At 67.2% G+C, this 26,265-nt stretch carries 19 protein-coding genes; 9 read left to right on the top strand and 10 right to left on the bottom strand.

Features of this window, described 5'->3' with window-relative positions:
• Positions 1-34 precede the first annotated feature (34 nt).
• Entirely contained in the window at positions 35-1,114 is a 1,080-nt protein-coding gene (locus LuPra_RS02295; protein WP_110169260.1) for a hypothetical protein, read from the top strand.
• Positions 1,111-2,649, top strand: coding sequence for a peptide ligase PGM1-related protein (locus LuPra_RS02290; RefSeq protein WP_234800683.1), 1,539 nt, complete (start codon positions 1,111-1,113; stop codon positions 2,647-2,649). The genes LuPra_RS02295 and LuPra_RS02290 overlap by 4 nt, the downstream gene beginning before the upstream one ends.
• A gap of 163 nt (positions 2,650-2,812) precedes the next feature.
• Here the strand turns inward: LuPra_RS02290 and LuPra_RS02285 are convergent, their stop codons facing one another.
• Both LuPra_RS02285 and LuPra_RS02280 read right to left on the bottom strand, forming a co-directional pair.
• Complete coding sequence (locus LuPra_RS02285) at positions 2,813-3,118, bottom strand: hypothetical protein (protein WP_110169259.1); 306 nt, start codon at positions 3,116-3,118, stop codon at positions 2,813-2,815.
• Between the two features lie 138 nt (positions 3,119-3,256).
• The gene (locus tag LuPra_RS02280; RefSeq protein ID WP_234800682.1) at positions 3,257-4,405 is read right to left on the bottom strand and encodes an alpha/beta hydrolase; all 1,149 of its coding nucleotides are present in this window, start codon (positions 4,403-4,405) and stop codon (positions 3,257-3,259) included.
• 522 nt (positions 4,406-4,927) lie between these two features.
• On the opposite strand from LuPra_RS02280, the gene LuPra_RS02270 reads away from it, so the two are divergent.
• The gene (locus LuPra_RS02270) at positions 4,928-5,728 is read left to right on the top strand and encodes a DUF4097 family beta strand repeat-containing protein (RefSeq protein WP_110169258.1); all 801 of its coding nucleotides are present in this window, start codon (positions 4,928-4,930) and stop codon (positions 5,726-5,728) included.
• A 324-nt stretch (positions 5,729-6,052) separates the two neighbouring features.
• On the opposite strand, the gene LuPra_RS02265 is transcribed toward LuPra_RS02270, so the two are convergent.
• The 6 genes from LuPra_RS02265 to LuPra_RS02240 all read right to left on the bottom strand — a co-directional run bounded on the left by LuPra_RS02265 (position 6,053) and on the right by LuPra_RS02240 (position 17,271).
• Positions 6,053-8,503: an ABC transporter permease gene (locus tag LuPra_RS02265; protein WP_110169257.1), complete on the bottom strand. Its 2,451-nt coding sequence runs from the start codon at positions 8,501-8,503 to the stop codon at positions 6,053-6,055.
• Entirely contained in the window at positions 8,504-8,854 is a 351-nt protein-coding gene (locus LuPra_RS02260) for a PadR family transcriptional regulator (RefSeq protein WP_110169256.1), read from the bottom strand.
• 106 nt (positions 8,855-8,960) lie between these two features.
• Positions 8,961-11,213 carry a M28 family metallopeptidase gene (locus LuPra_RS02255; protein WP_110174486.1) on the bottom strand — a complete coding sequence of 751 codons (2,253 nt, stop codon included), beginning with the start codon at positions 11,211-11,213 and terminating at the stop codon, positions 8,961-8,963.
• Between the two features lie 306 nt (positions 11,214-11,519).
• Positions 11,520-12,911 (bottom strand): efflux transporter outer membrane subunit, encoded by a 1,392-nt coding sequence (locus LuPra_RS02250; protein ID WP_110169255.1) that lies wholly within the window; start codon positions 12,909-12,911, stop codon positions 11,520-11,522.
• A gap of 2 nt (positions 12,912-12,913) precedes the next feature.
• Positions 12,914-16,105: an efflux RND transporter permease subunit gene (locus LuPra_RS02245; protein ID WP_110169254.1), complete on the bottom strand. Its 3,192-nt coding sequence runs from the start codon at positions 16,103-16,105 to the stop codon at positions 12,914-12,916.
• Entirely contained in the window at positions 16,102-17,271 is a 1,170-nt protein-coding gene (locus LuPra_RS02240) for an efflux RND transporter periplasmic adaptor subunit (protein ID WP_110169253.1), read from the bottom strand. The genes LuPra_RS02245 and LuPra_RS02240 overlap by 4 nt, the downstream gene beginning before the upstream one ends.
• Before the next feature lie 209 nt (positions 17,272-17,480).
• On the opposite strand from LuPra_RS02240, the gene LuPra_RS02235 reads away from it, so the two are divergent.
• The 6 genes from LuPra_RS02235 (at position 17,481) to LuPra_RS02205 (ending at position 24,825) form a co-directional block, all read left to right on the top strand.
• Positions 17,481-18,821, top strand: a complete 1,341-nt coding sequence (locus tag LuPra_RS02235) for a sensor histidine kinase (protein WP_157898645.1) — start codon at positions 17,481-17,483, stop codon at positions 18,819-18,821.
• A gap of 16 nt (positions 18,822-18,837) precedes the next feature.
• Positions 18,838-19,473 carry a response regulator gene (locus LuPra_RS02230; RefSeq protein WP_110174485.1) on the top strand — a complete coding sequence of 212 codons (636 nt, stop codon included), beginning with the start codon at positions 18,838-18,840 and terminating at the stop codon, positions 19,471-19,473.
• On the top strand, positions 19,473-20,744 hold the full coding sequence (locus tag LuPra_RS02225; RefSeq protein WP_110169251.1) for an MFS transporter: 1,272 nt from the start codon (positions 19,473-19,475) through the stop codon (positions 20,742-20,744). The genes LuPra_RS02230 and LuPra_RS02225 overlap by 1 nt, the downstream gene beginning before the upstream one ends.
• A 216-nt stretch (positions 20,745-20,960) precedes the next feature.
• Positions 20,961-21,752, top strand: a complete 792-nt coding sequence (locus LuPra_RS02215; protein ID WP_110169249.1) for a 3-ketoacyl-ACP reductase — start codon at positions 20,961-20,963, stop codon at positions 21,750-21,752.
• Between the two features lie 236 nt (positions 21,753-21,988).
• Complete coding sequence (locus tag LuPra_RS02210; protein WP_110169248.1) at positions 21,989-23,371, top strand: glycoside hydrolase family 88 protein; 1,383 nt, start codon at positions 21,989-21,991, stop codon at positions 23,369-23,371.
• A gap of 401 nt (positions 23,372-23,772) precedes the next feature.
• Positions 23,773-24,825, top strand: coding sequence for a hypothetical protein (locus LuPra_RS02205; protein ID WP_110169247.1), 1,053 nt, complete (start codon positions 23,773-23,775; stop codon positions 24,823-24,825).
• Positions 24,826-24,903: 78 nt separating this feature from the next.
• Here LuPra_RS02205 and LuPra_RS02200 read toward each other — a convergent pair whose 3' ends face one another.
• Both LuPra_RS02200 and LuPra_RS02195 read right to left on the bottom strand, forming a co-directional pair.
• Positions 24,904-25,500: a DUF2911 domain-containing protein gene (locus LuPra_RS02200; protein WP_157898644.1), complete on the bottom strand. Its 597-nt coding sequence runs from the start codon at positions 25,498-25,500 to the stop codon at positions 24,904-24,906.
• A gap of 38 nt (positions 25,501-25,538) precedes the next feature.
• Positions 25,539-25,997 carry a hypothetical protein gene (locus LuPra_RS02195; RefSeq protein ID WP_110169246.1) on the bottom strand — a complete coding sequence of 153 codons (459 nt, stop codon included), beginning with the start codon at positions 25,995-25,997 and terminating at the stop codon, positions 25,539-25,541.
• Between the last annotated feature and the right edge of the window lie 268 nt (positions 25,998-26,265).

Genomic DNA, 26,265 nt, shown 5'->3' with positions numbered 1-26,265 from the left:
TGACTGCCCTACCCGTCACCCGACGAGCGGCTTCGTGTACCAGCGCGTTCGCACGCGCGAGGATGCCCCTGCGCCCGAAGCCGGGACGCTCGAAGTCGCGGTCCTCGACATGAACCATGGGTGGCCGAACCTGGGGCATGCGGCCGTCGTCCGGTCGCTGCGCCAGGTGGTGTGCGACCTGCGGAGCACCCTGGCCGACGCGGATCTGCGCGTCCGCGTCTCGTCCTACGACGTGCGACGCGGCAGTGGCCCGCCCGCGGTCGGAGCCGATGACGGGTTGCTGTGTGTCGGGACCGGTGGCCCGGGGCACCTCGATCCCCGCCGCAACGACGGGTGCGATCCGGGAAGCCAGGGCATCACGGAGGACCCGGCCTGGGAACCCGACGTGTTCCGCTGCTTCGATGCGTTGCGCGCCCACCCCGAAGGCGTGCTGCTCGGCATCTGTCACAGCTTCGGCATCATGTGCCGTTGGTTGGGCGTGGCGGACGCGCACCTGCGCGGCCCCGAGAAGGGCGGCAAGAGCGCGGGGATCATGGAGAACGCACTGACGCCCGCGACGCGGACGCACCCGTGGTTCCGCTTCCTGAGCCAGCAGGCGGGCGTGTCGCAGCGCATCGCCGTCCTCGACAGCCGCCTCTACGATCTGCTGCCGCACGACGAACTGCCCGCGACGGTCACCGCCATCGCCCACGAGACACTCGGCGTCGGCGGCCCAATCGGCCCTGCCCTGACCATGCTCGAGGTCGAACGGGACCCGGCCGACGGCATGCCACGCATCCTCGGCGTCAACCACCACCCCGAGATCGTCAACCGGCCCCGGCAGCTGGCCCTCCTCCGGCGTCGTCACGCGGCGGGCAAGATCGACGACCGCTGGTACGAGGAGCGTCGCCACACGTTGATGGAAGCCCTCGACGATCGCAACGGCGAGCAGCAGCTCGCGCTGACCTCGAGCTTCTCACTGCACGGCCCGCTGCGCTATCACCTGCTGCGGCGCCTGCGTCTGACGGCCGAGGCGCTCGGCCGTCCGTGGCCGTTGCACGAACGCACCACGCCACTCGCGATGATTGCCAGCGGCGAAGTCCTATCCCTCGACGAACTGGGAGCCGCGCTGTGATCCCGCAGCCGCCATTTGCCGACACGCTCACGCTCGAAGAGGAACTGCGTCGCTTCGAGGAGTTGAAGCCGCGCCTCAACCAGGTGTGGGACGTGCTGATGCGCACGGCCGACCAGCCGGGCACGTCGGTGGTCGTGCCATCGCTCACGCTTGACCAGGACGAACTGCGCAAGCTCGATGGCGCGACGTTCTACGAGGAACGGCTGCTGTTCCTGCTGATCCGGCTACGCAATCCTCGCGCGCACGTCGTGTACGTCACGTCGCAGCCCGTGCACCCGCTGATTCTCGATTACTACCTGCACCTGCTCGCGGGTGTGCCAGCCAGCCACGCGCGTGCGCGGCTGACGATGCTGTGCACGTACGACGCGTCGCCGCGGGCGCTGACGCAGAAGGTCCTCGAGCGGCCGCGCCTGATCGAGCGGATTCGTGAGGCGATCCCCGATGCCTCGCGCGCCTACCTGACCGTCTTCAATTCCACGCCGCTCGAGCGCAAGCTGTCGGTGCTGCTCGGCATCCCGCTCAACGGTCTCGATCCGAAGCTGAATTACCTCGGCACCAAGTCGGGCAGCCGCAAAGTGTTCCGCGAGGCCGGCGTCGAGTTGCCGCAAGGCTTCGAGGACTTGACCGGTGAGGCCGACGTCGAAGACGCCCTGGTCGAACTCGCGCAGCGCAGCCCCGGTCTGCGCAGGGCCGTCGTGAAGCTGAATGACAGCTTTTCCGGCGAGGGCAACGCGATCTTCCGGTACCCGGAGCAGACCGACGATCGCCAGGCGATCCGCAAGGCGTTGCGGTCGCTGGAGTTCGCCGTGCCGTGGGAAACGCACCACAATTACTTCCAGAAGTTCACGCGCATGGGCGGCATCGTCGAGGAGTTCATCGACGCGGCGATCAAGGTGTCGCCATCGGCGCAGCTGCGTACGAGCCCGGCGGGCGAAGTGCTGCCGACCTCGACGCACGATCAGATCCTCGGCGGCCCTTCCGGGCAGGTCTACCAGGGGTGCAGCTTCCCCGCGCACGAGGACTACCGGATGGCGATCCAGCACCGGAGCATCCTGATCGGCCAGGTGCTCGCGAAGCAGGATGTCGTCAGTCGCTTCGGCGTCGACTTCCTGGCTTACAAGGACACGCCGGAAGACAAGTGGAAGCTGACGGCGCTCGAGATCAACCTCCGCGTCCTCGGCACGACACACCCGTTCCTCGCGCTGCAGTTCCTCACCGGAGGCACGCTTGATCCCGGGTCCGGCGAATTCGTGTCACTGAGCAGCCGCCCGAAGTACTACATGGCGACCGACAACCTGCGCGCCTCCACCTATCGCGGCGTGCTCCCCGAGGACCTGATCGACATCGTGACCGACAATGGCCTGCACTACAGCCACCGGACCGAATCCGGCGTGCTCTTCCACCTGATCGGCGCGCTGTCGGAATACGGCAAGCTGGGACTCACGGTAATCGCCAGCAGCCGTGAGGAAGTGCAGGAGCTCTACGCGCGCACGCTCGACGTGCTCGCCAGGGAGACCGGGATCGGGCACGCGTAGCACGGCCGCAGAGGCGCCAGAGAGAGGCGCGCGCTTTCGGCCCTTTGTCAAAGGTAAGAAGGGCGAAAAGGACGAAAAGGACAGAAAGACAGAATCGAAGGCTGCTGGATCGGATCCGGATGTCCAGGTGTGAAGGACAAAGGGATTGAAGGGATCAAAGGGATCAAGGCAGGTCGCGGAGGCGTTTGACGGAGGCGGAGAGGATCGCGACGAATTCCGTGACTTCGCCGTAGAGCCAGGACACGTCCGTGGCGTTCGCGCACAGGGCGGATTGTTCGATCAGGTGCCGCCGGGTGATCGCAGATTGCGCTTCCGCACTGTGCGCGCCGATCGCAGTTCCTGCACGCAGCGCCTGCTGTAGCAACGAGTAGGGCACGACCCCGCGCTTGCGTTCATTGACCGAAAACGCCAGCAGCCGCGCCGAGAACACCGACGACCGCTCGACAAGGTCCCTGCGCGCACCGCTCATGGTGCCACCACACCCAGCAACGCGCATGCTGGGCTTCGGTCCATTCTTCTTGCTCTTCCTCTCGTCTCTCCCTTGCTCTTCCTTTCTCCTTTCCCCTTCGATTCTGTCTTTTCGCCCTTTTCGCCCTTTTCGCCCTTTCTACTTTTCGCGCCACAGCCATTCGAGCGCCTGTGGCAGTGTTTGCGCCTTCACGGCGCGATCGCAGTGGCCGGCGTTCTTCACGAACACGAACTGGTAGGGATAGCCCTTGGCGGCGAGGACCGCCGCGAGGCGCTCGTTGGCCACGACCCAGTCATGCATGTCGTCGCGCATGATGTTCGGGTTGTAGAGGTCGCGGTCGCCGACGTGCATCCAGATGCGCAGCGGCTTGCGCGGACTTTCCGGCACGATGCGGGCGTGATAGCCCCAGGCGCCCTGCGGCGTGTCCGGATTCCATGGCCACTGCTGATTCACGTACGTGCCCGAGTAACTGAGCACACGGTGGTACAGGTCGGTGCGGTACCACGCCATGCTGAGCGCGGCCGACGCGCCGGAACTGCACCCCATCGTGGCTCTCGCCTCGGGATCCTTGGTGAGGCGCACGTTGAAGCGCTTCTCGACCTGCGGCAACACGTCCTGCTCGACGAACTCGGCGTAGCGCGGCGACAACGTGTCGTACTCGAGCCCGCGCTGGCTGCCCTGCGCGTCTCCGCCGCCGTTGCCGATCGAGATCCCGATCATCACCGGGATCCGCTTCTGCGCGATCAGGTTCTCGAGGGTCGTGAAGAGCATCGGGTCGGGGCCGTCGGCGCCAACGATGAAAGGGGCTGGCGTGCCGGCGACGTACTGCTGCGGCACGAAGACAGTGACCTTGCGCGTCCACGGCGCCGGACGACTGGTGGGCACCTCGAGCCTGGCTGGATTGGCCGGGTCCGGAACGCCGAACGTGCCGGCATCGCGCGCGATACCGGTCGGATACACCGTGCTCTCGGCCGCCGTCACCGTGAACTCGTGCACGGTGCCCTTCGGGACGGCGGCGATCGCGACCGTCTCCGGCGCGGCAGTGTGCGTCGGGCCGACGATGAAGTTCCCGTTCCTGTCGGCCGGCGGGACGGTGCCGTCGGGCAGGTCGGTCGCCTGCACGAAGCCCGGCGTCGCGGGATCGCGCGTCGGCGGCGTCGGCCGCAGCCGCGGTGGCGGCTCCTGCACGACGGCGGGCTGCGCCGGCGCAGCCTGGCCGGCGACCGGACCGACTCCGGCCAGCATGCTCATCAGGACGCCAAGTGCTGCTCGTGCCGTCGTTTGCACTATGTCTCCCCTTGCTGTGAACTCACCGAGTACCTGTGACCTGAGACTTGAGACCTGAGACTTGAGACCCGGACTGGAGACCCCGCGAACCGGGTGCCGGGTGCCGGGTACGGCCGCACCGGTCACCTCGCGCACGGCCCGCTTCGCACCCGTTCGTCAGATGCCCGAGAGTGTGCGAGGTCCGCACCCCGGAGAGCAAGCCACACCGCCGCCTTCGTTCGCCGTTCGCCGTGCTCCGTACTCTTTCTGCTTTCTGCCCCTTTCGTCCTTCCTCCGCCCTCTGTCCTCGCCCGAACCTCCGTCCTCCCCCTCCGTCCTCCCTCCTCCGTCCTCCCTCCTCCGTCCTCCCTCCTCCGTCCTCCCTCCTCCGTCCTCCCTCCTCCGTCCTCCCTCCTCCCTCCTCCGTCCTCCTTCCTCCCTCCTCGGTCCTCGTGAACGCCACGTCGGGCGTTCTCGTCCAAGGGGCGTGCGAGGCTGGCGCACGGGCTGAACCCGCGCGGACGAGTCCGGAAGGAGCAAGTGATGAAATCCCTGATGGTGATCGGTGCCGCGACGCTGATGCTGGGAGCCGGAACCGTGCAGGCGCAGGAGATGCGCTCGGCCGCGGACTGGTGCAAGGAGTCCGGCGAGTGGCGCGAGAGCGGCGGGAGGGCGTGTGACGTCCGAGAGTACACCGTGGCGTCCAACTCGGTCGACGTGAACGCCGGCAAGAACGGCGGCGTGCGCGTGCTGGGTGGAAGCAGAACGGACACGCTGGTGCGGGCACGCGTCGTCACGACGGGCGAGACGCAGGCCGACGCCGACGCGCTCGCCAAGCAGGTGCAGATCTCCACCGAAGGCGGAAAGGTGACCGCAACCGGACCCGATCGCAACGGCGATCGACGCGGCTGGCATGTCAGCTTCGAGGTGTGGGTCCCGAGCAAGGCGAACGTCTCGGCACGCACCGGCAACGGCGGCATCTCCATTGCGAACGTGTCGGGCAAGGTCGGCTTCGAGGCCGTGAACGGCGGAGTCACGCTGTCGCGGGTGTCTGGTGACGTGCGTGGCTCGACCGTCAACGGTGGCCTGCACGTCGAACTCGACGGCGATCACTGGGACGGCGCCGGGCTGGACGCGCGCACCACCAACGGCGGCGTGAACATCAAGGTGCCTGACGGGTACTCGTGCCAGCTCGCCGTCGCGACGGTGAACGGCGGCGTGCGTTCCGACTTCCCGCTCACGGTGCAGGGTCGCCTCGACAAGAACATCGACGTGACGCTCGGCAAGGGTGGCGCACCAGTCCGCCTCGCCACCACCAACGGAGGCGTCCACCTCAAGCGCTGAGGAAGTCGCCCCGCGGCAAAAAACAAGAGGGCCGGTGTTCAAGGGACAAGGGACAACAAAGAAGTCAGAAGGGTACTGACAAGCGACGAGGAACAAGTACCAGGAAAGACATCAGGGACCAGGAAATCGGTCGTGTCTGGCACGCCCTTCGCGGTCGATTACGACCCGTTTCGGAGTTCCTCTTGTCACTTGTGTCTTTGGGCAGTTCTTGTCCCTCCTGCCTTGACGCCCTTGTGACTTGTTCCCTGTCCCTTGTCCCTTGTTCACGCGCCCTCCGACGACTCACCGTCAAAGGGACAAGGGAGAACGAAGACGTCAGAAGGGCTACAAGAGGAACAAGCAACAAGTTCCCAGAACGAACATCAAGGGAGCAGGAGATCCTGCGACCCGTGTCGGGCCCGCCCCTCTCGGTCGGTTCCGAGCCACTTCGAAGTTCCTCTTGTCCCTTGTGCCACTTGGGCAAGTCTTGTCCCTTGTGTCTTGTCGGTACCCTTCTGACTTCTTCCCTGTCCCTTGTCCCTTGTTCACGTGGTCCGGTGGCGCGGCGCGGCCGACCTGTGCGCGGATCATGGATGTCAGTGCCTGCACGTCAGGTGTCGTGGTCCGCACAAGGAACACGGCATCGAGACGCGGACGTACGGCACCTGACGCAGGGTCGAACAACCGGAACGGCACGAAGGCGACCGGAAGCGCCGGCTCGCGGAGGTCGCGGTACCGTGTGTCCGCGACCAGGCCGACAATCTCGATGGCCCGTCGGGTGCCCAGACGCCACGGCAGGTGGAACACGCGCCCCACCGGGTTGGCCCCGCGATAGAACGTGCGGGCGAAGGCCTCGTTCACCACCGCGACGCCGGTGTGCACCTCGCCGGGCCGGATGTCCCGGCCGTCCCGCCACTGCACGCCAATCGTGTGGAGATATCCCGGCCCGACGCCGCGGAAGAACGCCCGAGGCTCGGCGGGTGGCGCCCCGTCGATCGAGATGAAGTTGTTCCAGCCGAAGCCGTCCACGAGCGTGCGATCGCCGATGGCTGCCTCGTCGACGCCTGGCAGGGTCCCCAGTGCCTCGGCCGCGCGTTCCCATTCCTCGACCGGCCGAAGCGTGGCGGCCACCGCCTGCACCGTCAGCAGGCGCTGCGGAACGAAGCCCAGGGGCTGCCGAGCCAGGCGATCGAGGGTTGCGACCAGCAACCCACCGACGAACACGACGAGGAAACAGAATGCGACCTGCACCATCACCAGTCCGAGCATCAGCCGGCGGTACGACTTCGGCGTGTGCCCGCCCTGCAACGCCGCGCCCGGGGTCACGCGCATCGCCACGAGCGCCGGCGCGATCCCGAACAGCGCCGTTACCAGCATCGTCAGCAGGAATGCAAACGCGGCACTGCGCACATCCGCATGCAGCGCCAGCCGCGCCGGGTCATCGGCGACGTTCACACGGGCGACCACCGCCGGACCTGCGATCGCCGCGAAGACGATGGCGAGGGCCGCGGCGATGAGGGCAATCCAGGCACACTCGGCGAGGACGAGTTGCAACACACTTCGACGTCCGGCGCCGAGCGACATCCGGAGGGCCAGTTCGCGCGAGCGGGTCGCGGTGCGCGCGATCATCAGGTTGCCGACGTTGGCGCACGCGACCAGCAGGACCAGGCCAACGAGGACCGCGATGGCCGCGAGGCCGCTGCGATAACGCTCCTGCAGTGTCGATACGCCGGCCGGGGCGGGATCGAGTCGGACACGCTCGGTCAGCAGGCGCTGTCGCCACGCCTCCGGGATACCGGTGAACGTCGGTTCACGATCGTGCTGGTACGTCGTGAGTTGCGCCTGCAACTGGTCGCGCACCCGGTCGGCCGACACTCCGCCGCGGACGACGGCCAGCAGCCGCATCCAGGTGGAGCCGAGCTCCCTTACGCTTGGGTGCATCACCGCTGGCAATAACACGTCGACGCTGACGCCCGGTTCGGTGCCCGTGAAAGGCTCGGCGACGACGCCGACGATCTCGAACGTCGTGGCGCCAACCCGCAGCCGGCGACCGAGGACAGCCGGATCGCGCTCGAAGCGACGCGTCCAGTAACCTTCGCTGATCACGGCCAACGGATGTGCGCCCTCGACACGGTCGTCGTCGGATGTCAGCAAGCGGCCGTTCGCCGGACGCAGCCCGAAGCGCGTGAACAGGTCGCCCGACACGTACTGCACGCACGCCTTCTCGAGGTCCTGATCGCCTCCGTACGAGATGTCGGTCCGGGAAGCGTAAGACACACCGAGCAGGGTCGCGCCGTCCATGGCGGCGCGCATGCGCAGGAACAAGGGATACTCGACGCCGTCGAACGAGCGCGGCGGTCCGTCGGCGCCGTGACTCTCGCGAACCATCACGTGCAGGCGGTTGGCGTCGTCTATGGGAAGTGGCCGGTACAGCAGCGCATCCATGACCGCGAAGGTGGTCAGACACGCGCCGACGGCGAGCGCCAGCGATACGATCGCCGCGGCCGAACGCATCTTTGCCCTGGTGATCTGGCGCCAGCCGTAGCCGACGTCGCGCGCTACCTGCTCGAGCCGAGGAAACGTCCAGACGTCACGCGTGTGGGTCCGTATGGCGAGCGGGCTGCCGAGTGATCGACGCGCGGCAGCGGCCGCTTCGTCTGCCGGAACACCGTCGGCCATCAGCCGTTCGGCTTCCTCCTCGAGGTGTAACCGCAGTTCATCGTCGAGCGCGTCGACGTCACGGCGCGGGTGTGTCAGGCCGCGAAGCCGCGACAGGAAGCATTGCAGGGCGTCCACCTATGACCCCTGCCGCTCGGCCCGCAGGACACGGGCGATGGCCACCGACATCTGTTCCCATCGTGACTGCTCGGAGACCAACTGCCGGCGCCCGGCCGCCGTCAGCCGGTAGTACTTGGCGCGCTTGCCCTTTTCCGACACGGCCCATTCTGCCGAAAGCCAGCCTCTCGCCTCCGCGCGATGCAGCGCCGGGTAGAGCGAGCCCGTCTCGACCTGCAGCACGGCTTCGGACGATTGCCGGATGTGCTGGGCGATGGCGTGGCCGTGGGCGGGACCGAAGACCAGGCTGCGCAGGATCAGCAGGTCGAGGGTGCCCTGGAGCAGGTCGATGGCCGTCGGGCGGTCGGTCATTGTGTAGACACTCTACGCAGGATGACGTGTCTCTTGCGTGAAGGCCTTGTCCCTCGTGTCTTGACGTCCTTGTGACTTGTTCCCTGTCCCTTGTCCCTTGTTCACCCTATCGTTCCAGGGCCGACGCCGCCCGTTCGATCTCGCCGGCGTACCGCTCCAGCGCCTGCGCCACCAGAGGGACCTGCGTCCGCGCCTCGTCCCAGGCGCGCTGTTCCAGCGCCTCGCGTACGGCGGGCAGGGTCTTCACGCCGTAGCCCGTGTAGTAGCCGGGCGCGTAGACCTGATGCCGGAACCAGGGCCGGCGCGGCAGCCCGTCGTTGCGCGTGAGCGCCCGCTCTGCCGTGAAGACGATCGCATTGGCCTGCGCAAGGGCAGCTGCCGGACCGTCGACGGCCGCAGTCGCCGCTGCATCGAAGCGCCGGGCCGCCACGCGCAGGCGTTCGACCGCGTTGCGCAGCGGCTTCAGCTCGATCTCCGGCACGTCGTCCTTCTTCGCCGGCGCCACGAACCGTTCGGCCGGATTGGACGCCAGTGTGAACGTCCCGTCGGCAACGCGGCGGTTGTGCTCCGTGGTCTCGGTTTTCAGGGTCTCGACGAGTTCCTCGATCTCCTTGACGTAGCTGCCGATGCGCTCCGCCGAACGCTCGAAGGCGAACGGCAGCAGGTCCGCCTCCGACAGGCGCAGCACCGCGCGGCCACCGACCCTGGCGAGTGCCGCGGCATACGCCATGTCGGGATCCTGAAAGCGCTTGTAGTGATCCACCGAGTCGTAGATCGAGTGGTACTGGCCGTACTCGCCCTCTCCGCCGAAGCCGATGTCGAGAGACGCGATGCCGAGATGCTGCAGGAAGGGCGTGTAGTCGGACCCCGAGCCGAGCGCGCTGATCTCGAAGCGCTGCTCGTCGCGGGCAAGGCGACGGGCGCTGGGCGACCCCGAGAGGATGGTGCGCGCAAGCAGGCGGTGGCCGACCGAACCATCGACCTTTGGATCCGGCACGTCACGCGCAATCTCGTTGACGAAGCGCTCGAGGCTGTGCGACCCGCCGGCGCTGAAGAAGCCACGCGCGTTGCTGTCTGAGTTGATGTAGGCGACGACCCTGGCGCTGAGCGCCTCGGCATGGTCCTCGACCCATTCGGTGGATCCGAGCAGGCCAGGCTCCTCGGCATCCCACGCCGCGAAGACGAGCGTGCGCCGCGGCCGCCAGCCGGCGCGCGCCAGTTGCGCGATCGCCCGCGCTTCCTCGAGCACCGCGACCATGCCACTCGTCGGGTCGCTGGCGCCGGCCACCCAGGCATCGTGGTGGTTGCCTCGCACCACCCACTGATCGGGGAACTCCGTGCCGGGGAGGGTGGCGATGACATCGAAGGCCGGGGCGAGCTTCCAGTCGAACGCCAGCTTCAGGTGCACGCGTGCCGCGCCGGGCCCGAGGTGGTAGGTGATGGGCAGGGCGCCCCGCCAGGCTGCGGGCGCCACCGGGCCGCCGAGCGCCTTCAGCAGTGGCAGGGCGTCGGCGTACGAGATGGGCAGGACGGGGATCTTCGTGAGCGTCTGGGCCTTCGTGAACTCGGGCCGCTTGGCCTCTTTCGTGGCCGCCACGCCCGGCGTCAGCGGGTCACCGGGATAAACCGGCATGTCGGCGACCGACCCGCGCTGGGCCGAGTGCTCGCTGCGCCAGCCACCCTTCGGATACACGTCACCCTGTCCGTACCCATCGTCGCGGGGCTCCGAGTAGATCAGGCAACCGATCGCCCCGTGCTCGGCGGCGACCTTGGGCTTGATGCCACGCCACGATCCGCCGTAACGGGCGATGACGATCTTGCCCGTGACGTCGATGCCGCGCCGCTCGAGCTCCTCGTAGTCGGCCGGGACGCCGTAGTTGACGTACACGAGATCGCCGGTGACGTCGCCGTCGGCCGAGTACATGTTGAACGTCGGCAACGCCTCGGCGCCCAGCTTCGAGACCGCGTCCCCAGCCACCTCCGGTTCGGTAAGGCTCGCGGTGAATTTCGTCGGCGCCACCAGTTCGACGACCCGCGTCGTCGGCGTCGGGAAGAGCACGTCGTACTGCGCAATCTCGACCTGGTAGCCCCACTCGCGCAGCAGCCCCGCCATGAACTCGGCGTTCGCCTTGCCGTGCGGCGATCCGGCGTGATGGGGGCGTCCGGCGAGGCGTTCGAGCCACGCAGTCAGGTTGGCCTTGGACAGCTGATCGTCGAAGCGCCGCTCCAGATCGCGCTGCGCGTCCAGCCGGGCGCGAGCAAAACCGTGGATGGCCGGAGCCGCGGGCTGGTCCTGGGCATGACCGGCCAGTGAGCATACGAAGAAGAGGAAGGCGAGCAGCGGGAGCGCACGATGCATGCGCGCCATTCAATCACGACCACTCACCTCAAGGGACAAGGGACAACGAAGAAGTCAGAAGGGCACTGACAAGCGACGAGGAGCAAGTTCCAAGGAAAAGATCAAGGGAGGAGCAGATCATTTGTGTCGGACACGCCCTGCTCGGCCAGCGACATCGTGATCGCGCTCGGGTGGTCGGATCACGTCGAAGCTCCTCTTGTCCCTTGTGTCTCTCTGGGTAGGCCTTGTCCCTCGTGTCTTGTCGGTATTCTTCTGACTTGTTCCCTGTCCCTTGTCCCTTGTTCACGCGCCCGTGGCCACGGCCCCTCAGATGGAGATGCCCCCGAGGCTCTTGTACAGTGCAACTACCCGCACGAACACGTCGGCTTCGGCTGCGGCCACTGCGTCTTCGGCCGCCAACTGCGTGCGCTCGGCGTCGAGCAGGGTCAGGAAGTCCGAGAGCCCCTCGCGGAACCGCACGCGCGCAATGCTGGCCGCGCGTGCGCTTTCGCGCGCCTGCTCGCCCAGGTGCACCAGCCGCGCCTGCTCCTCGCGATAGGCGATCAGGGCGTTCTCGGTCTCCTCGAGCGCGAGCAGCACCGATTGCTCGTACGTGGCCAGCGACTCGCGCGACGCGGCCTCGGCCCCACGCAACCTGGCCCGCGCACTGCCAAGGTCGAAGCCGGCCCAGCTCAGGGCCGGCGTGACCGACCACGCGCGCGATTCGCTGCGCCCGAACAGGTTGCCGCGCCCCGCGAGCAGACCGAGTGCTCCGGAGATCGAGATCTTCGGGTAGAGCTCCGCTGCCGCCACGCCCTCACGGGCAGCCGCAGCAGCGAGGCGGCGCTCGGCAGCGCGCACATCAGGACGCCGGCGCAACAGCAGCGACACGTCGCCAATCGGCAGCGCCTTGGCCAGGGTCGGGTACGCCCGCGGCGACAGGTCCACCGGCAGCGCGCCGGGCGTGACGCCAGTCAGGACCGCCAGTCGATGCGTGCGCGCGGCAATCCGAGCGCGCAGCGGCGGCACGCTGGCCTCGATCGCCGCGACGCGTGCGGCGGCGCTCGCCACGTCCTGCTCCTCGCCGATGCCTGCGGTGCGGCGCACCTGCGTCAGGCGCAGGGTCTCGCGCTGGTTCTCCAGGCTGCGCGCCGCAACCGCAAGCTGTTGCTGCAGGCCGCGCAGTGTGAAGTATTCCCGTGCCACCTCGGCGGCGACGACGACCCGCACGTCCTCGAGGGATGCGTCGAGGGCGTCGGTATCGGCATGCGCGGCGCGTACCGCCGATCGCACACGGCCGAACAGGTCGATCTCCCAGAACGCATCCAGTGCGAGGCGATAGCTGGACGTCCGGATCGGCTCGTCGGTGAAACCCGGCACGGCCTGGTCACGCCGGTCCACTGCCGCATTGACCGTCGCCGTCGGGTACCGATCTCGCTGTACGTCGTCGAACACGGCCCGCGCCTGGTCGACGCGGGCGACAGCGGCACGGATGTCGAGATTGGCTGCGAGTGCCGCCTCCTGCAATTGCAGCAGGATCGGATCGTCGAACTCGCGCCACCATTTCGGATCGTAGGGTTGCGCGGTGAACGCGTCGGCTGTCGCTTGCGAGAGCGTTGGCGCTGTTGCTGGTGGCGGCGTATAGCCACGCCGTTCGGCGCACGCCGCCGTCAGCGTCAGCACCAGCAGCACGGCGGGCACTGTGAGGGTTCGCGACATGGTCAGTGGCCCTCCACGGGTGTGGCGATTTCGGCGGGGTCGAGTGCGGCGCCACGTCGCCGCGTGAACCAGCCAACGAGACGGCCGACAAAGAGGAAGAAGACTGGCGTAAGGATCAGGCCGAAGAACGTGACGCCGAGCATCCCGGCAAACACCGCGACACCCATCGCCTGGCGGATCTCCGCGCCGGCGCCGGTGGACAACACGAGCGGGATGACGCCCATGATGAACGCGACCGACGTCATCAGGACGGGCCGCAGGCGCACGCGGCAGGCGTCGAGAATCGCCTGCAGGGGCGTCTCGCCCTCTTCCTGGCGCTGCTTGGCGAACTCGATGATCAGGATGGCGTTCTTGCAGGCGAGTGCTGCGAGCACGAGGAAGCTCACCTGCGTGAACACGTTGTTGTCACCGCCGGTCAGCCACACACCGGCGATGGCCGAGCACAAGGACATCGGCACGATCAGGATGACGCCTATAGGCAACGACCAGCTCTCGTACTGCGCCGCCAGCACCACGTAGACCAGCAGGACGCACAGCGGGAAGATCCACAACATCGTGTTGCCGGCGATCGCCTGCTGGTACGCCAGTTCGGTCCATTCGTAGGTGAATCCGCGCGGCAGACGCCGTTCCAGCACCTCCGCGATCGCGTCCTGCGCCTGCCCGGAACTGAAGCGCGGTGCCGGCCCACCGTTGATCTCGGCTGCCGGGAAGCCGTTGTAGTGCATGACCTGATCCGGACCGTATCCCTTCGACACGGTGACCAGCGAGCCGAGCGGCACCATGACGCCAGCTGCATTGCGCGTCTTGAGGCGCGCGATCTGCTCGGGCTGCAACCGGAACCCCTGCTCCGCCTGGACGTTGACCTGGTAGGTGCGCCCGAATCGGTTGAAGTCGTTGACATAGACCGAACCGAGATAGGCCTGAAGAGTCTCGAACACGTCGGTGATCGGGACGCCGTACGTCTTTGCCCGCTCCCGGTCGACGTGCGCGTCGATCTGGGGCACGCTCACCTGGAAACTCGAGAGGAGTCCAACCAGCGATGGCTGACCAGAGGCCTCTCCAATGGCGCCCTGCACCTGCGTGTACAGGTCCTCGAAGCCGGCACCGCCGCGATCCTCGACGTACAGCTTGAAGCCGCCCACCTGGCCGATTCCCTGCACGGGAGGCGGTGGGAAGATCGCGACGAACGCGTCCTGGATGCCACCGAACTGCTGGTTCAGGTCCTGCACGATCCGGTTGGCGGTCAGCCCCTCATGGGCTCGCTCGTCGGCATCCTCGAGCATCACGAACGCGATCCCGGCGTTGGACGCGTTGACGAACCCGTTGATGGAGAGGCCGGGGAACGAGATGGCGCTCTTCACGCCCGGATGCTTCAACGCGATGGCCGACATCCGCTGGATTACCGCGTCGGTCCGATCGAGCGTGGATGCGTCAGGCAACTGCGCGAACGCGACGAGGTAGTCCTTGTCCTGTGTGGGCACGAAGCCGGCCGGCACACGCGAGAAACCGAGCGCCGTCAGGCCGAGCAGGCCCACGTACAACACGATCGCCGCGGCGCCGACTCGCAACAGTCGGGACACGCCGTTCGTGTAGCCGTTTGAGGCGCGCGCGAAGAACCGGTTGAAGCGCGCGAAGAACCACCCGAAGAGGCGATCGGCCACCCGCTGCACCGCATCCCGCGGCGCGCCGTGCGGCCGCAGCAGCCGCGACGCGAGCGCCGGACTCAACGTCAGCGAGTTGAAGGCGGAAATCACCGTCGAAATGGCGATCGTCAACGCGAACTGGCGATAGAACTGCCCCGTCAGCCCGCTCACGAATGCAGTCGGCACGAACACCGCGCAGAGCACCAGCGCGATCGCGATGATCGGTCCCGAGACCTCTTCCATCGCCTTGTGCGTCGCCTCTGTCGGCGACTGCCCGAGCTCGATGTGTCGCTCCACGTTCTCCACCACGACAATCGCATCGTCGACGACGATGCCGATGGCGAGGACGAGGCCGAACAGCGAGAGCGTGTTCAACGAGAAGCCGAGTGCCAGCATCACGGCGAACGTGCCGATCAACGAGACCGGGACCGCCACCAGCGGAATGATCGAGGCGCGCCACGTCTGAAGGAAGACGAGGACGACGATCACGACGAGAAGGATCGCTTCGAACAGCGTTTCGACGACCGCGTGGATCGACTTGCGCACGTAGACGGTGGGGTCGTACTCGATCCTGTAGTCCACGCCTTGCGGGAACGCCTCCTTGAGCGCCGCCATCCGGGCGCGCACGTCGGCCGAGGCCTGCAGGGCGTTCGACCCCGGACGCTGCGAGATGCCGATGGCCACGGCGGGCTTGTTGTCGAGGAGGCTGCGCAACGCGTACCGATTGGAGCCGAGCTCGACGCGCCCGACATCCCGCAGTCGCGTGATCTGTCCCTGCGGGGTCGCACGCACCACGATCGCCGCAAACTCCTCTTCAGTGGACAGCCGTCCCTGGGCGTTGATCAGCAGCTGGAACGTGGTGTCGGTCGGCGCGGGTGGCGCACCAAGCACGCCCGCGGCAACCTGCACGTTCTGCTCGCGAATCGCCCGCACGACGTCGGTGGCCGTGAGCTGGCTGGCGGCCAGGCGATCCGGATCGAGCCAGACACGCATGCTGAACTCACCAGCGCCGAACACCTGCACACTGCCAACGCCATCGATGCGCGACAGTTCGTCCCTGACCTGCAGGTACGCCAGGTTCGAGAGGTACAGCATGTCGTACCGCTGGTCTGGCGACACGATGTGGACGACCATCATCAGGTCCGGCGAGGCCTTCTCTGTCACCACGCCGATGCGCTGCACTTCCTGCGGCAGCCGCGGCAGCGCCTGGGCGACGCGGTTCTGCACCTGCACCTGCGCCTTGTCCAAATCCGTGCCGAGCGCGAACGTCACGGTCAGTGTCAGCAGGCCGTCCGAGGTCGACTGCGAGAACATGTAGAGCATGCCCTCGACGCCGTTCAGTTGCTGTTCGAGCGGCGCGGCGACGGTCTCGGCAATCGTCTTTGGGTTGGCACCCGGATAGGTGCCGCGAACGACCACCGTCGGCGGTACGACACTCGGGTATTCGCTGATCGGCAGCACGAACAGCGAGAGCGCGCCGGCCACCGTGATCAGCAGCGACAGGACGGCCGCAAAGATCGGCCGATCGACGAAGAAGCGCGAGATGTTCACTGTGTCTCCCCGGCCGTGGCCTGACCGACCTGCACGCGCACGCCAGGCCGCACGCGCTGCAACCCGTTGACGATGACGCTGTCGCCAGCGGTCACGCCGCTGCGCACCACGCGCAAACCTTCGACGATCGGACCCAGCGTGACCGGCCTGGGGACCACCACACCCTGGCCGTCCACCGTGTACACGTAACGCTTGTCGAGGTCCGTGCCGACTGCCCGATCCTCGATGAGCACGGCCTTGTACGCCCGTCGCCCGGGCATGCGCAGCCGCACGAACAGCCCAGGCGTCAGGACGCCGTCGCGGTTGTCGAAGATGGCACGGATGCGGATCGTGCCGGTCGCGGGATCCAGTTGGTTGTCGAGGAAGTGCAGGCGCCCTTCGCGTGCGAATTTGTCGTCATCGGCCAACGCCATCCGGACGGGCACAGCCCGTCCGTGCGGGCCGTTCTGGCCAGCCTGCGCGAGGAACGTCGGCTCGTCGGCGTCGAACGCCGCATACATCGGGTCGATTGACACGACCGTTGCCAGCAGCGTGCCCTCGCCGGGACCACTCGATACCAGATTGCCTTCGGTGATGATGGCGCGGCCGACACGACCGGAGATGGGCGCGATCACCCGAGTGAACTCGAGGTTCAGTTCTGCGGCGCGAAGCGCGGCCTCGACGCCGGCCACCTGCGCCACGACCTCTTCAGCGAACGAGACGCGACGTTCGACCTCCTCGCTGGCCATCGCGTTCTCCGCAGCGAGACGCCTGGCTCGATCGAGTTCGGACTGCGCGCGCTTCCCCGTCGATCGGGCACGCTCCAGTTCGGCGCGCAGGCGGTCCACCTCGGCCTGAAAGGGGCGGGGGTCGATCTGGAACAGCAGGTCACCCTTCCGGACCAGGGCACCTTCGCGGAAGTGCACGTGCGAGACGTAGCCGGAGACCCGGGGACGGACCTCGACGGTGTTGACGGCTTCCAGCCGTCCGGTGAACTCGTCCCATTCGGTGATCTCGCGGGCAACGGCGGCCGCGACGGTCACCATGGGCAACATCGGCGCCGCCGGCTGGGCTGACGTCTGTGCGCACGAGCTGGCGATGATGGACAGCAGGGTCACCCCGGCTGCGAGGCCCAGGTCGTGGAAGGATCGCCTTACTGATGTGTGACGGAAGAGCAGGGCTGACATGACCCACACAGCATTGCGTTCGGCGAGGGTCCGGACAATCGGGCAGACGACACACGAGAAAGAGGGGCGAAAGTCCGACGGATGCACCGGCCTTCGAGCCACCACCGTCATTGGCCTTTCGGACAAGGCGCGGCTCGTCCTCACAGACCATCGCGGCCACCGGCGGGCTGCCGCATAATCGAAAGGCTCTCATTGCGAGGGATCTGATGATGGATGCACTCACCAACTACGCACCCCTGATGCCCGACTTCGACGCTCCAGGACTGGCGAAGCCACCGGCCTGCGAACCGAGTGTGACCACCGAGGCGCTCACCCTGGCCCTCGAGCGCGCGCTCGACGAGCGCCGGCGTGCCGAGTGCATGGCCCACATCCAGAGCGACGCTGTCCAGCTGGCGCTGGACGTGCTCGTCACGGGCGAGGACATCGTCGGCTACTTCAAGGGCTTCATCAAATCGCTGGTCGACAACTGCGAGAGCCACGCCTGCGGCGTGTGGCTGCGTGATGACGAGGGCGAGTGCTGCGACATGTGGATGGCCTACATCGACGGGCGGTACTATACGCCCGAGACGGAAGGCTGGGCGGCGATCGCGATGCCGCGCGAGGCCATGGCCTCACACCTACGCGGCTTTGCACCCGGTTTGACCGAGATTGTCGAATATACCGGCGACGACACGCGTCTCCCGGAGGCAGTGCGTGACTACAACACGAAGGCAGCGGTCGCGTCGCTGCTGGTGGCGCCGCTGACGCTCGGGCCGACGACACTCGGCTGGATGGCGCTGGCCACGGGGTGCACCGACGACTGCGAGGCCGTGTGGCGACGCGCCGTCATCGACGCGACGGCGCGGCAGGGCACCCTGGCGCTGCATCACAGCCGGCAGGCCGAGCGTAGCCGCGTCGAGGCGCGGCGGCAGGCCAGGCTGGAGGAACGCAATCGCATCGCGCGCGACATCCACGACACGTTGACGCAGGGGTTCGCCGCGATCCTGATGCAGTTGCAGGCGGCCCAGCGATCGGCTCCCGACCTGCCGCCGCAGGTCACGCGCAGCCTCGAGACCGCGGTCGACCTCGCGCGGTCGCACATGATCGAGGCACGGCGATCGGTGGGCACGTTGCGGCCGCGGCCTGCCGGCGAGGACGACCTCGCGACGTCGCTCGCACGCATGGTGGCGCTGGTCCGCCGCACCACCGAGATACCCATCGACCTGCAGGTCGGCGAGTTGCCGACGATGGGCGGCATGGAACGGGAGGTCCTTGGCATCGCCCAGGAAGCGCTCACCAACGCCGTTCGGCACTCGCGCGCGCAGCGCATCGTGGTGCGAGCCTCGACCGCGCGTGGGCTGGGGGTTCGGGTCTCGGTGGCCGATGACGGCCGGGGAATCAATGACGTGCACGCCGGTCGCGGCTTCGGGTTGACGAGCATGCAGGAGCGCGCGGACCGGATCGGCGCGGCACTCACCGTGGTGACGGCCCCTCGAGCAGGCACCGAGGTCGTGCTGGCCTGGCAGCCGCCGTCCTTCTCGATCCCTGGAGCCCGCAATGCCGCACAGTGAGGTGCTGGCGCCAACGATGCAACCCGAGAGCGCACGCGCTAGGGTCCTGATCGTGGACGACCACGCGCTCTTGCGGACGGGTGTCGCCAACATCATCAACCAGGAGATCGACCTCGAGGTCGTCGCGCAGGCGGCCAACGGACTCGAGGGGGTCGAAGCCTTCGATCGTCATCGCCCTGACGTCGTCCTGCTCGACCTGCGAATGCCGGTCATGGAGGGCGTCGAGGCCATCAGGCGGATTCGCGAACTCGACGCACAGGCCAAGGTCATCATCCTCACGACCTACGATTCCGACGAGGACATCGCGCGTGCCCTCACCGCCGGGGCCAAGGCGTACGTCCTGAAGGACATCTCCGCGGACGCACTCATTGGCTGCATCCACGAGGTCCTCGGTGGACGCACCTACCTGGCACCCGCCGCGGCCGCCAAGCTGGCCGAACGTGTGACCCGCGTGCAATTGACGCCGCGAGAACTGGCGACACTCCGCTCGATGGCCGACGGCAAGAGCAACAAGGAGATCGCCGCCGAACTCGGCATCAGCGAACGCACCGTCAAGGCGCATCTCGGACACCTGTTCGAGAAGCTCGGCGTCACGAGCCGGACCGAGGCAGTAAAGGTCGGCACGCGCCGCGGCCTCGTCCGCCTCGATTGATGCAGCGACCACGCTTTCACTACGCGTGGATCATCGCAGCGGCGACGTTTGTCGTGCTGCTGATGACCGCGGGAATCCGCGCCACACCCGGCGTGCTGATGGTGCCGCTCGAAGAGGAGTTCGGGTGGACGCGTGTCAGCATCTCGGCGGCGGTCGCGGTCAACATCGCGCTCTTCGGCCTGCTCGGGCCATTTGCCGCCTCGATCATGGACCGCTGGCGCGTCCGCCGTGTCCTGTTGATCGCGCTCGCGCTGCTTGCCGGGGCCGTGGCGCTGAGCACGCAGATGCGCACGCAAGCGCACCTGATGCTGCTCTGGGGCGTGCTGGTCGGCGCCGGCACGGGCATGACCTCGATGGTGCTCGCGGCCATCGTCGCGACGCGCTGGTTCGATGCCAGGCGAGGTCTTGTCGTCGGTGCATTGTCGGCGGCCAACGCCACGGGCCAGCTGATGTTCCTGCCACTCCTGGCCAGCCTCATCACGACGCACGGCTGGCGCGCAGCCACGTGGCTGGTCGCCGCGGCCGTGGCACTGGTGTTCCTCATCGTCGCGGTGTTCATGCGTGACCGGCCCGAGGACATCGGGCTTGCGCGGTACGGAGCGACCGGCGTGGCGATCAGCACGCCGCCGGCACTGGCACCACTCGCGGCACTCGCGCGCGGCGTTCGGTCGCCGGCATTCTGGTTGCTGGCGTTGACGTTCTTCGTCTGCGGTGCCAGCACCAATGGCCTGATCGGGACGCACCTCATCGCCGCCTGCCACGACGTCGGGATTTCCTCGGAGCGATCGGCGCGCCTGCTCGCGATGATGGGCCTGTTCGACATCGCCGGCACGATGGCGTCCGGCTGGCTGACCGATCGCTACTCGAGCCGACACCTGCTGCTCGGCTACTACTCGCTGCGGGGCCTTTCGCTCCTGGCGCTGCCCTACACACTCGGCGCAGGCTCGTCGGCGCTGGGCTGGTTCGCCGTGTTCTACGGCCTGGACTGGATCGCCACGGTGCCACCGACCGTGCGCCTGACCTCGGATGCGTTCGGCCGCGAGAACACCGGCGTCATGTACGGCTGGATCGCCGCGAGCCACCAGGTGGGGGCGTCGCTGGCCGCCCTGGGTGCGGGATCAATCCGTACCGTCACGGGGGAGTACACGTGGGCCTTCTGGACGGCGGGCCTCCTGTGCCTCGGTGCAGGTCTGTCGTTCGTCACGGTCGGCCGCCGTTCGTTCGCTGCGCATGCTGCCAGCACACCCGTGCCGTTGGCTGCCGCCCCCTGACCGAGTCGGCTCCATTCCTCGCTCCTCCTTCCGTCCTCCATCCTCTCTCCTCAATCCTCTCCTCCGTCCTCTCTCCTCCGTCCTCTCTCCTCCATCCTCCATCCTCCATCCTCCATCCTCCATCCTCCGTCCTCCGTCCTCCGTCCTCCGTCCTCCGTCCTCCGTCCTCCCGCGGGTTTTGCACTTTTGATCGATTGCCAAGACAATCGACGCCGCATGCCTGACATCCCCGTCGTGCTGGTCACCGGAGCGAGCCGCGGGCTTGGTCGCGGCATCGCGGTCGAGGCGGCGGCGGAAGGCTTCTCCGTCGTCATCAACTACGCGAGCAACGCCGCGGCGGCCGACGAGACGGTCGCCTTGTGCCAGCAGGCTGCGCGCACGCTCGATCAACGTTTTCTCCCGGTGAAGGGCGATGTCTCGAACCGCGTGGACCGTGACGCGGTGCTCGGGCAGACGCTGGACGCGCTCGGGCGCATTGACGCGCTGGTCAACAACGCCGGCATTGCCCCGCGTGTTCGTGCCGATCTCACCGAGACCAGCGAGGCATCGTTCGAGGAACTGCTACGGATCAACCTGCAGGGACCGTTCTTCCTGACCCAGGCCGTCGCCAACCACTGGCTGCGGGCGCCCTATGCTCCGGCCATCGCCTCGGGCTTCAAGATCGTCTTCGTGACATCGATCTCGGCCGACACGGCGTCGATCAGCCGCGGCGAGTACTGCATCTCGAAGGCAGGCCTGGCGATGGCGTCGCAGCTGTGGGCCGTGCGCCTCGCGGAACACGGCGTGCAGGTGCTCGAGTTGCGTCCAGGCATCATGGCCACCGACATGACGTCGGGCGTGAAGGGCAAGTACGATGCACTGCTGGCCGAAGGCCTGGTGCCGCAGCGACGCTGGGGCACGGCCGAGGACGTGGGTCGCGCCGTGCGTGCGGTGCTTGCCGGCCATTTCCCGTTCACCACGGGTGAGGTCATCCACCTCGATGGTGGTTTTCACATCCGCCGGCTTTAGCGCATCACCCGTCGACCTGACTTGTCCACCGTAGCCTTGGCGAAGGTGGAAGGTCGACGGCTACGTCCGGGCGGTCGACGGTTACTCCGGCAGGTCGACGGTTACTCCGGCAGGTCGACGGTTACTCCGGCAGGTTGACGGCACGTTCGGCAGGTCGAGGGCTGCGTCGGCAGGTTGACGGCTACGTCGGCAGGTCGAGGGCTGCGTCCGGACCGCCATAGGCACAGGCAACAGACATGATTCGCATCGACAGCAAGATCACCCCGACGTCGCTTCTCAGCGCGACCGATCAGCTCTTCACCCTCTCGGCAAGGAAGATCTCGCGCCTCGAGAAGACGTGGAATCCGGCCAAGGGCACGCCCGTGTTCACGGTCGCGGGACGCTACACCTCGCGGGGCTGGACCGAGTGGACGCAGGGGTTCCAGTTCGGGTCTGCCATCCTGCAGTTCGACGCGACCGATGATGCCGCCATGCTGGAGATCGGCCGGCGCACAACCGTGGAGCACATGGCCAGCCATGTGAGTCACGTCGGCGTGCACGACCACGGATTCAACAACGTCTCCACGTACGGCAACCTCCTGCGCCTCGCGCGTGAGGGCCGCACCGAGGCAAGCGAGTGGGAGATCGCTTTCCACGAACTGGCACTGAAAGTGTCGGGTGCGATCCAGGCGGCACGGTGGACCGACCTGCCGGACGGGCTCGGATACATCCGATCGTTCAACGGCCCGCACTCGCTCTTTGCCGACACGATGCGGTCGCTGCGGTCGCTCGCACTGGCTCACCAGCTCGGGCACGCGCTCATGGGCGAGCGGGATCGCAAGATCTCGCTGCTGCACCGGCTGGTCCAGCATGCCGACACGAATGCGGCGTACAACGTCTACTTCGGGAAGGGCCGCGACGCGTACGACATCCGCGGACGTGTGGCACACGAATCCGTGTTCAACGTGACCGATGGCTCCTATCGCTGCCCGTCGAGCCAGCAGGGGTACTCACCGTTCTCGACGTGGACGCGCGGCTTGGCCTGGGTGTTGCTTGGCTATGCGGAGGAACTCGAGTTCCTCGAGACGCGAGACGAGGCGGAGTTTGCCACCTTCGACGCCCGCAAGCGCGCGGTACTCAGGCGCTACCTCGAAGTCGCACGCGCCACGGCGGACTTCTACCTCGCGTACACGCCGACGTGCGGCGTGCCGTACTGGGACACCGGCGCCCCGGGTCTCGCCCATCTCGGTGACTATCTCGACCGACCGGCCGATCCCTACAACGACCACGAACCGGTCGACAGTTCCGCTGCCGCCATCGCCGCGCAGGGCCTGATCCGGCTCGGTACGTATCTCGCCGGCCACGGTGATGCGCCTGCCGGCAAGCGCTACCTGGCCGCCGGCCTCACCGCGTCACGCACGCTGTTCTCGGAGCCGTACCTCTCGACCGACCCGAAGCACCAGGGGCTGTTGCTGCACGCCGTGTACCACCGCCCGAACGGATGGGACCACATCCCGAAGGGCCGGAAGATCCCCTGCGGCGAGTCGTGCATGTGGGGCGACTATCACGCCCGCGAACTCGCGCTCCTCATCCGCCGGATGGCGAAGCGCGAGCCGTATTACACGTTCTTCGCGGTCTGAGGTTCAGCCGAGTGGATACGCCTTCCACGGCAGGCGGTCGATCGGCACCTCGGCGAGCAGCGACAGCAGCCTCACCGCGATAGCGCGGCGGACCGTCGTCGTCCTGCCCCATCAACACGACGTCGACGCCGCCTATGCATTCATAGGTCCAGACTGCCATCGTTCGCCTTTCGCTGTGCGACGTCACCGTGCACCGGCATCGCCGTGAACGGCTCGACGGAACCGCGCCGACGCCCTTGATGATTGACAGACCGGCGCCGCTGGAGATAATCGCCGCATCCCGATTCTGCGCGTCGATGTCTGGCGGTAGCTCCGCGGGACGGGATCCAATCCTGGAACTCACAGGTCGCGGCAAGTGTATCCGCGCGCAAGCCGTCATCCTGTCTCACGGAGTCGTCGTCATGAACATCGACCAGTCACTCAGCGCCAACGGTCTCCAGCGAATCAGGCAACTGGCGGCCGGCCATCCGGTGTTCCTGCTCACGTACCAGGACGGCGCGTGCGTGATCAAGGCTGACAGCGCTGGCAAGAACAAGCTCCTGAAGGACCCCATCGAGATCATGAATGCCATCGATCCCCACGCACGATCGCGTGTGCTCGGCAAGCAGGAATTGATGGCCATCAAGGGCTGGGCGTCGGGAAACGCCGGCAACCTGGATGAGAAGACGCCCGGCTACCTGATCACCGAACTCGGCAAGGCGCTGCTGCCGCCGCTGCCGCCGATGGCGGGGCAGCGCACGCCCGTGTCGCAACAGCAGTCCGTGTTCATCGTCATGCCGGCCAAGCAGCAGCTCATGGACCTCAAGGAGGCCGGATCGGAGGCCCTCGGCCTCGACGCCGACGGTCATCCCACGGTTCGCGACAAGGGCAAGGTGCGGCAGTTGGCCGATGTGTTCAAGCAGCACGGCACCCTCGAGAAGCTGGGAAACATCCTCGCGGTGGATGCGTTCAACGGCAACCAGGATCGCATCAACTTCCAGGACAATGTGCAGGTCAGATCCTGGCACGGGCAGCCGATGCGGCGCATGCAGAACATCGGCAACTTCTTCGTGGGCGAGGGCGGCGATGGCAGGCTCACCGTGCTCGGCCTCGATGTGTTCGATCCGGTCAACCAGTTCCAGGACTTCGACAGGTTTGCCGAGACGGATTTCGACCCGTTTCCAGGTCGCGCCTTGCGGCCGGATGCGAAGCCGCAGCGACAGAAACTGGCGCAGGACGTCGCCGCAGACCTCGAGACCGTGCTCGGTCCCCGCAACCGGAAGCTCGGGTTCCTCAAGCAGACGCGCCTGCCCAACGATGCCGCGATCCGCATCGAACGTGGTCTCGACGATGGGGCGAAGAAGATCCTCGCGTACCTCAAGGCGAAGTACGCCAACGGCGGCATCCCCATCGCCATCAGCCAGCGCCTGCAGGCGTGCGGCTGGATGTCGCGTATCAACTTCCCGAAGCTCTGATCGAGGCTGGCCGCTCGTTCACGGCGCATGCGCCGCCAACCTTGCGTATTCGTCACGGGTTGGCGGCGGGACCGTCCGTTACTTTGCGACGGCGATCGGCACCCGTACCTCGGTGCGAATCCAGCGCAGCACCATGTCTGCCCCGGCCGCGGTCTTCTCGAACTCGAACGTGAACTGATCGACTTCCTTGTCGGCCGGCAACTCCGTCGCGGGCGTCGAGACCGTGAGGATGTCGGTGGGCGCGAGATCGACCGGCGTGAACGTGTCGTTGGCGAAGATACCGACGCCATCCAGGCCAAGTCTCGAGTTGAAGTGCACCTTCCAGGTTCCGGCCGCAGGCGTCGTGAACAGGGAGTAGGTGCCCGCCGCCAGCTTCTGGCCCGCGACCAGGACATCGCGGGTGACCGTGATCTCGCTGGCCTCGTTGGCGCCTGTACGCCACCGCTCGCCATACGGCACGACCGCGCCGCTCTCCTTGGTGCCGAAGATGTTGTTGCGCCCGCGCTTGTAGGGTCGGCCGTAGACGATGCGGATGTAGGCATCGCCAAGCGTGATGCGCGCGATGCCCAGCGGACTGGGCCGCCGAGACGGATGCAGGTCCTGTGCCGACACGACGAGCGGGGCGACCAACGCCGCGGCGAACGCGGCCACGACGATCCTGCGTTGCATGTGCATGCGTGATTCTCCTTCGAGCGCCCGCCACCCGGCTGGGCTCAGCCGAGTGGGTAGTCCTTCCAGGGCATGCGGTCGACGGGCACGCCGGCGAGCATTTCCAGCAATGCGTCGTCGCCGTGGTAGTGCGGCCTGGCGTCGTCGTCCTGTCCCATCAACACCACGTCGACACCGCCAAAGCGCGGACGCAGGTCGGCGACCAGCATCTCGGCCTCGCCTGGGCTCTGCACCACTGGCAGGGGCACCAACACCACCATCACGTGGCGCCCCGCCAGCGAGATGGCGGCGGCCAGCACCGTGGTGGCCGCGCCCTGCTCCCCTACCTCCGGCACGGGCGCCGCAGCTGGCGCCGGCACGCAGTCGGGACAGTCAGCGGGATCGGCCGCAATGGCGTCGCGCACCAACTGCTCGTCGACCGCGACCGCCTGACTGCGGTCGACGATGGCACAGCACCATTGCGTGTCCACCTTCACTTGCAACACGTTGGTCGCCGACGCCACTTCATCGATCCTGATGCGAGCGACCCACCAGACGTGGCCCGGGGGGCATGACCTGCACTCATAGGCCCAGACTGCCATGTTCACCTCTCGTGGTTGACCGCTGGTCTGGCCTCGGCTTACGTCTGGCCCTCGGCCGACAGGTTCTTGAAGCCGAGAATGCCAGCCCTGGCTCCGTTCAACTCCGCGAGCCCCTTCGACGAAAAGAGCACGATGACCTTGCCACGCAGATCGTCAAGTGTCTTCGTGTTGATGTTGCCGCCGCCCTTGT

The organism is Luteitalea pratensis, from assembly GCF_001618865.1.
Classification (GTDB): Bacteria; Acidobacteriota; Vicinamibacteria; order Vicinamibacterales; family Vicinamibacteraceae; genus Luteitalea; species Luteitalea pratensis.
Note: the sequence above shows the minus strand (reverse complement) of the source record. Positions and strands in the feature narration are given on the sequence as shown.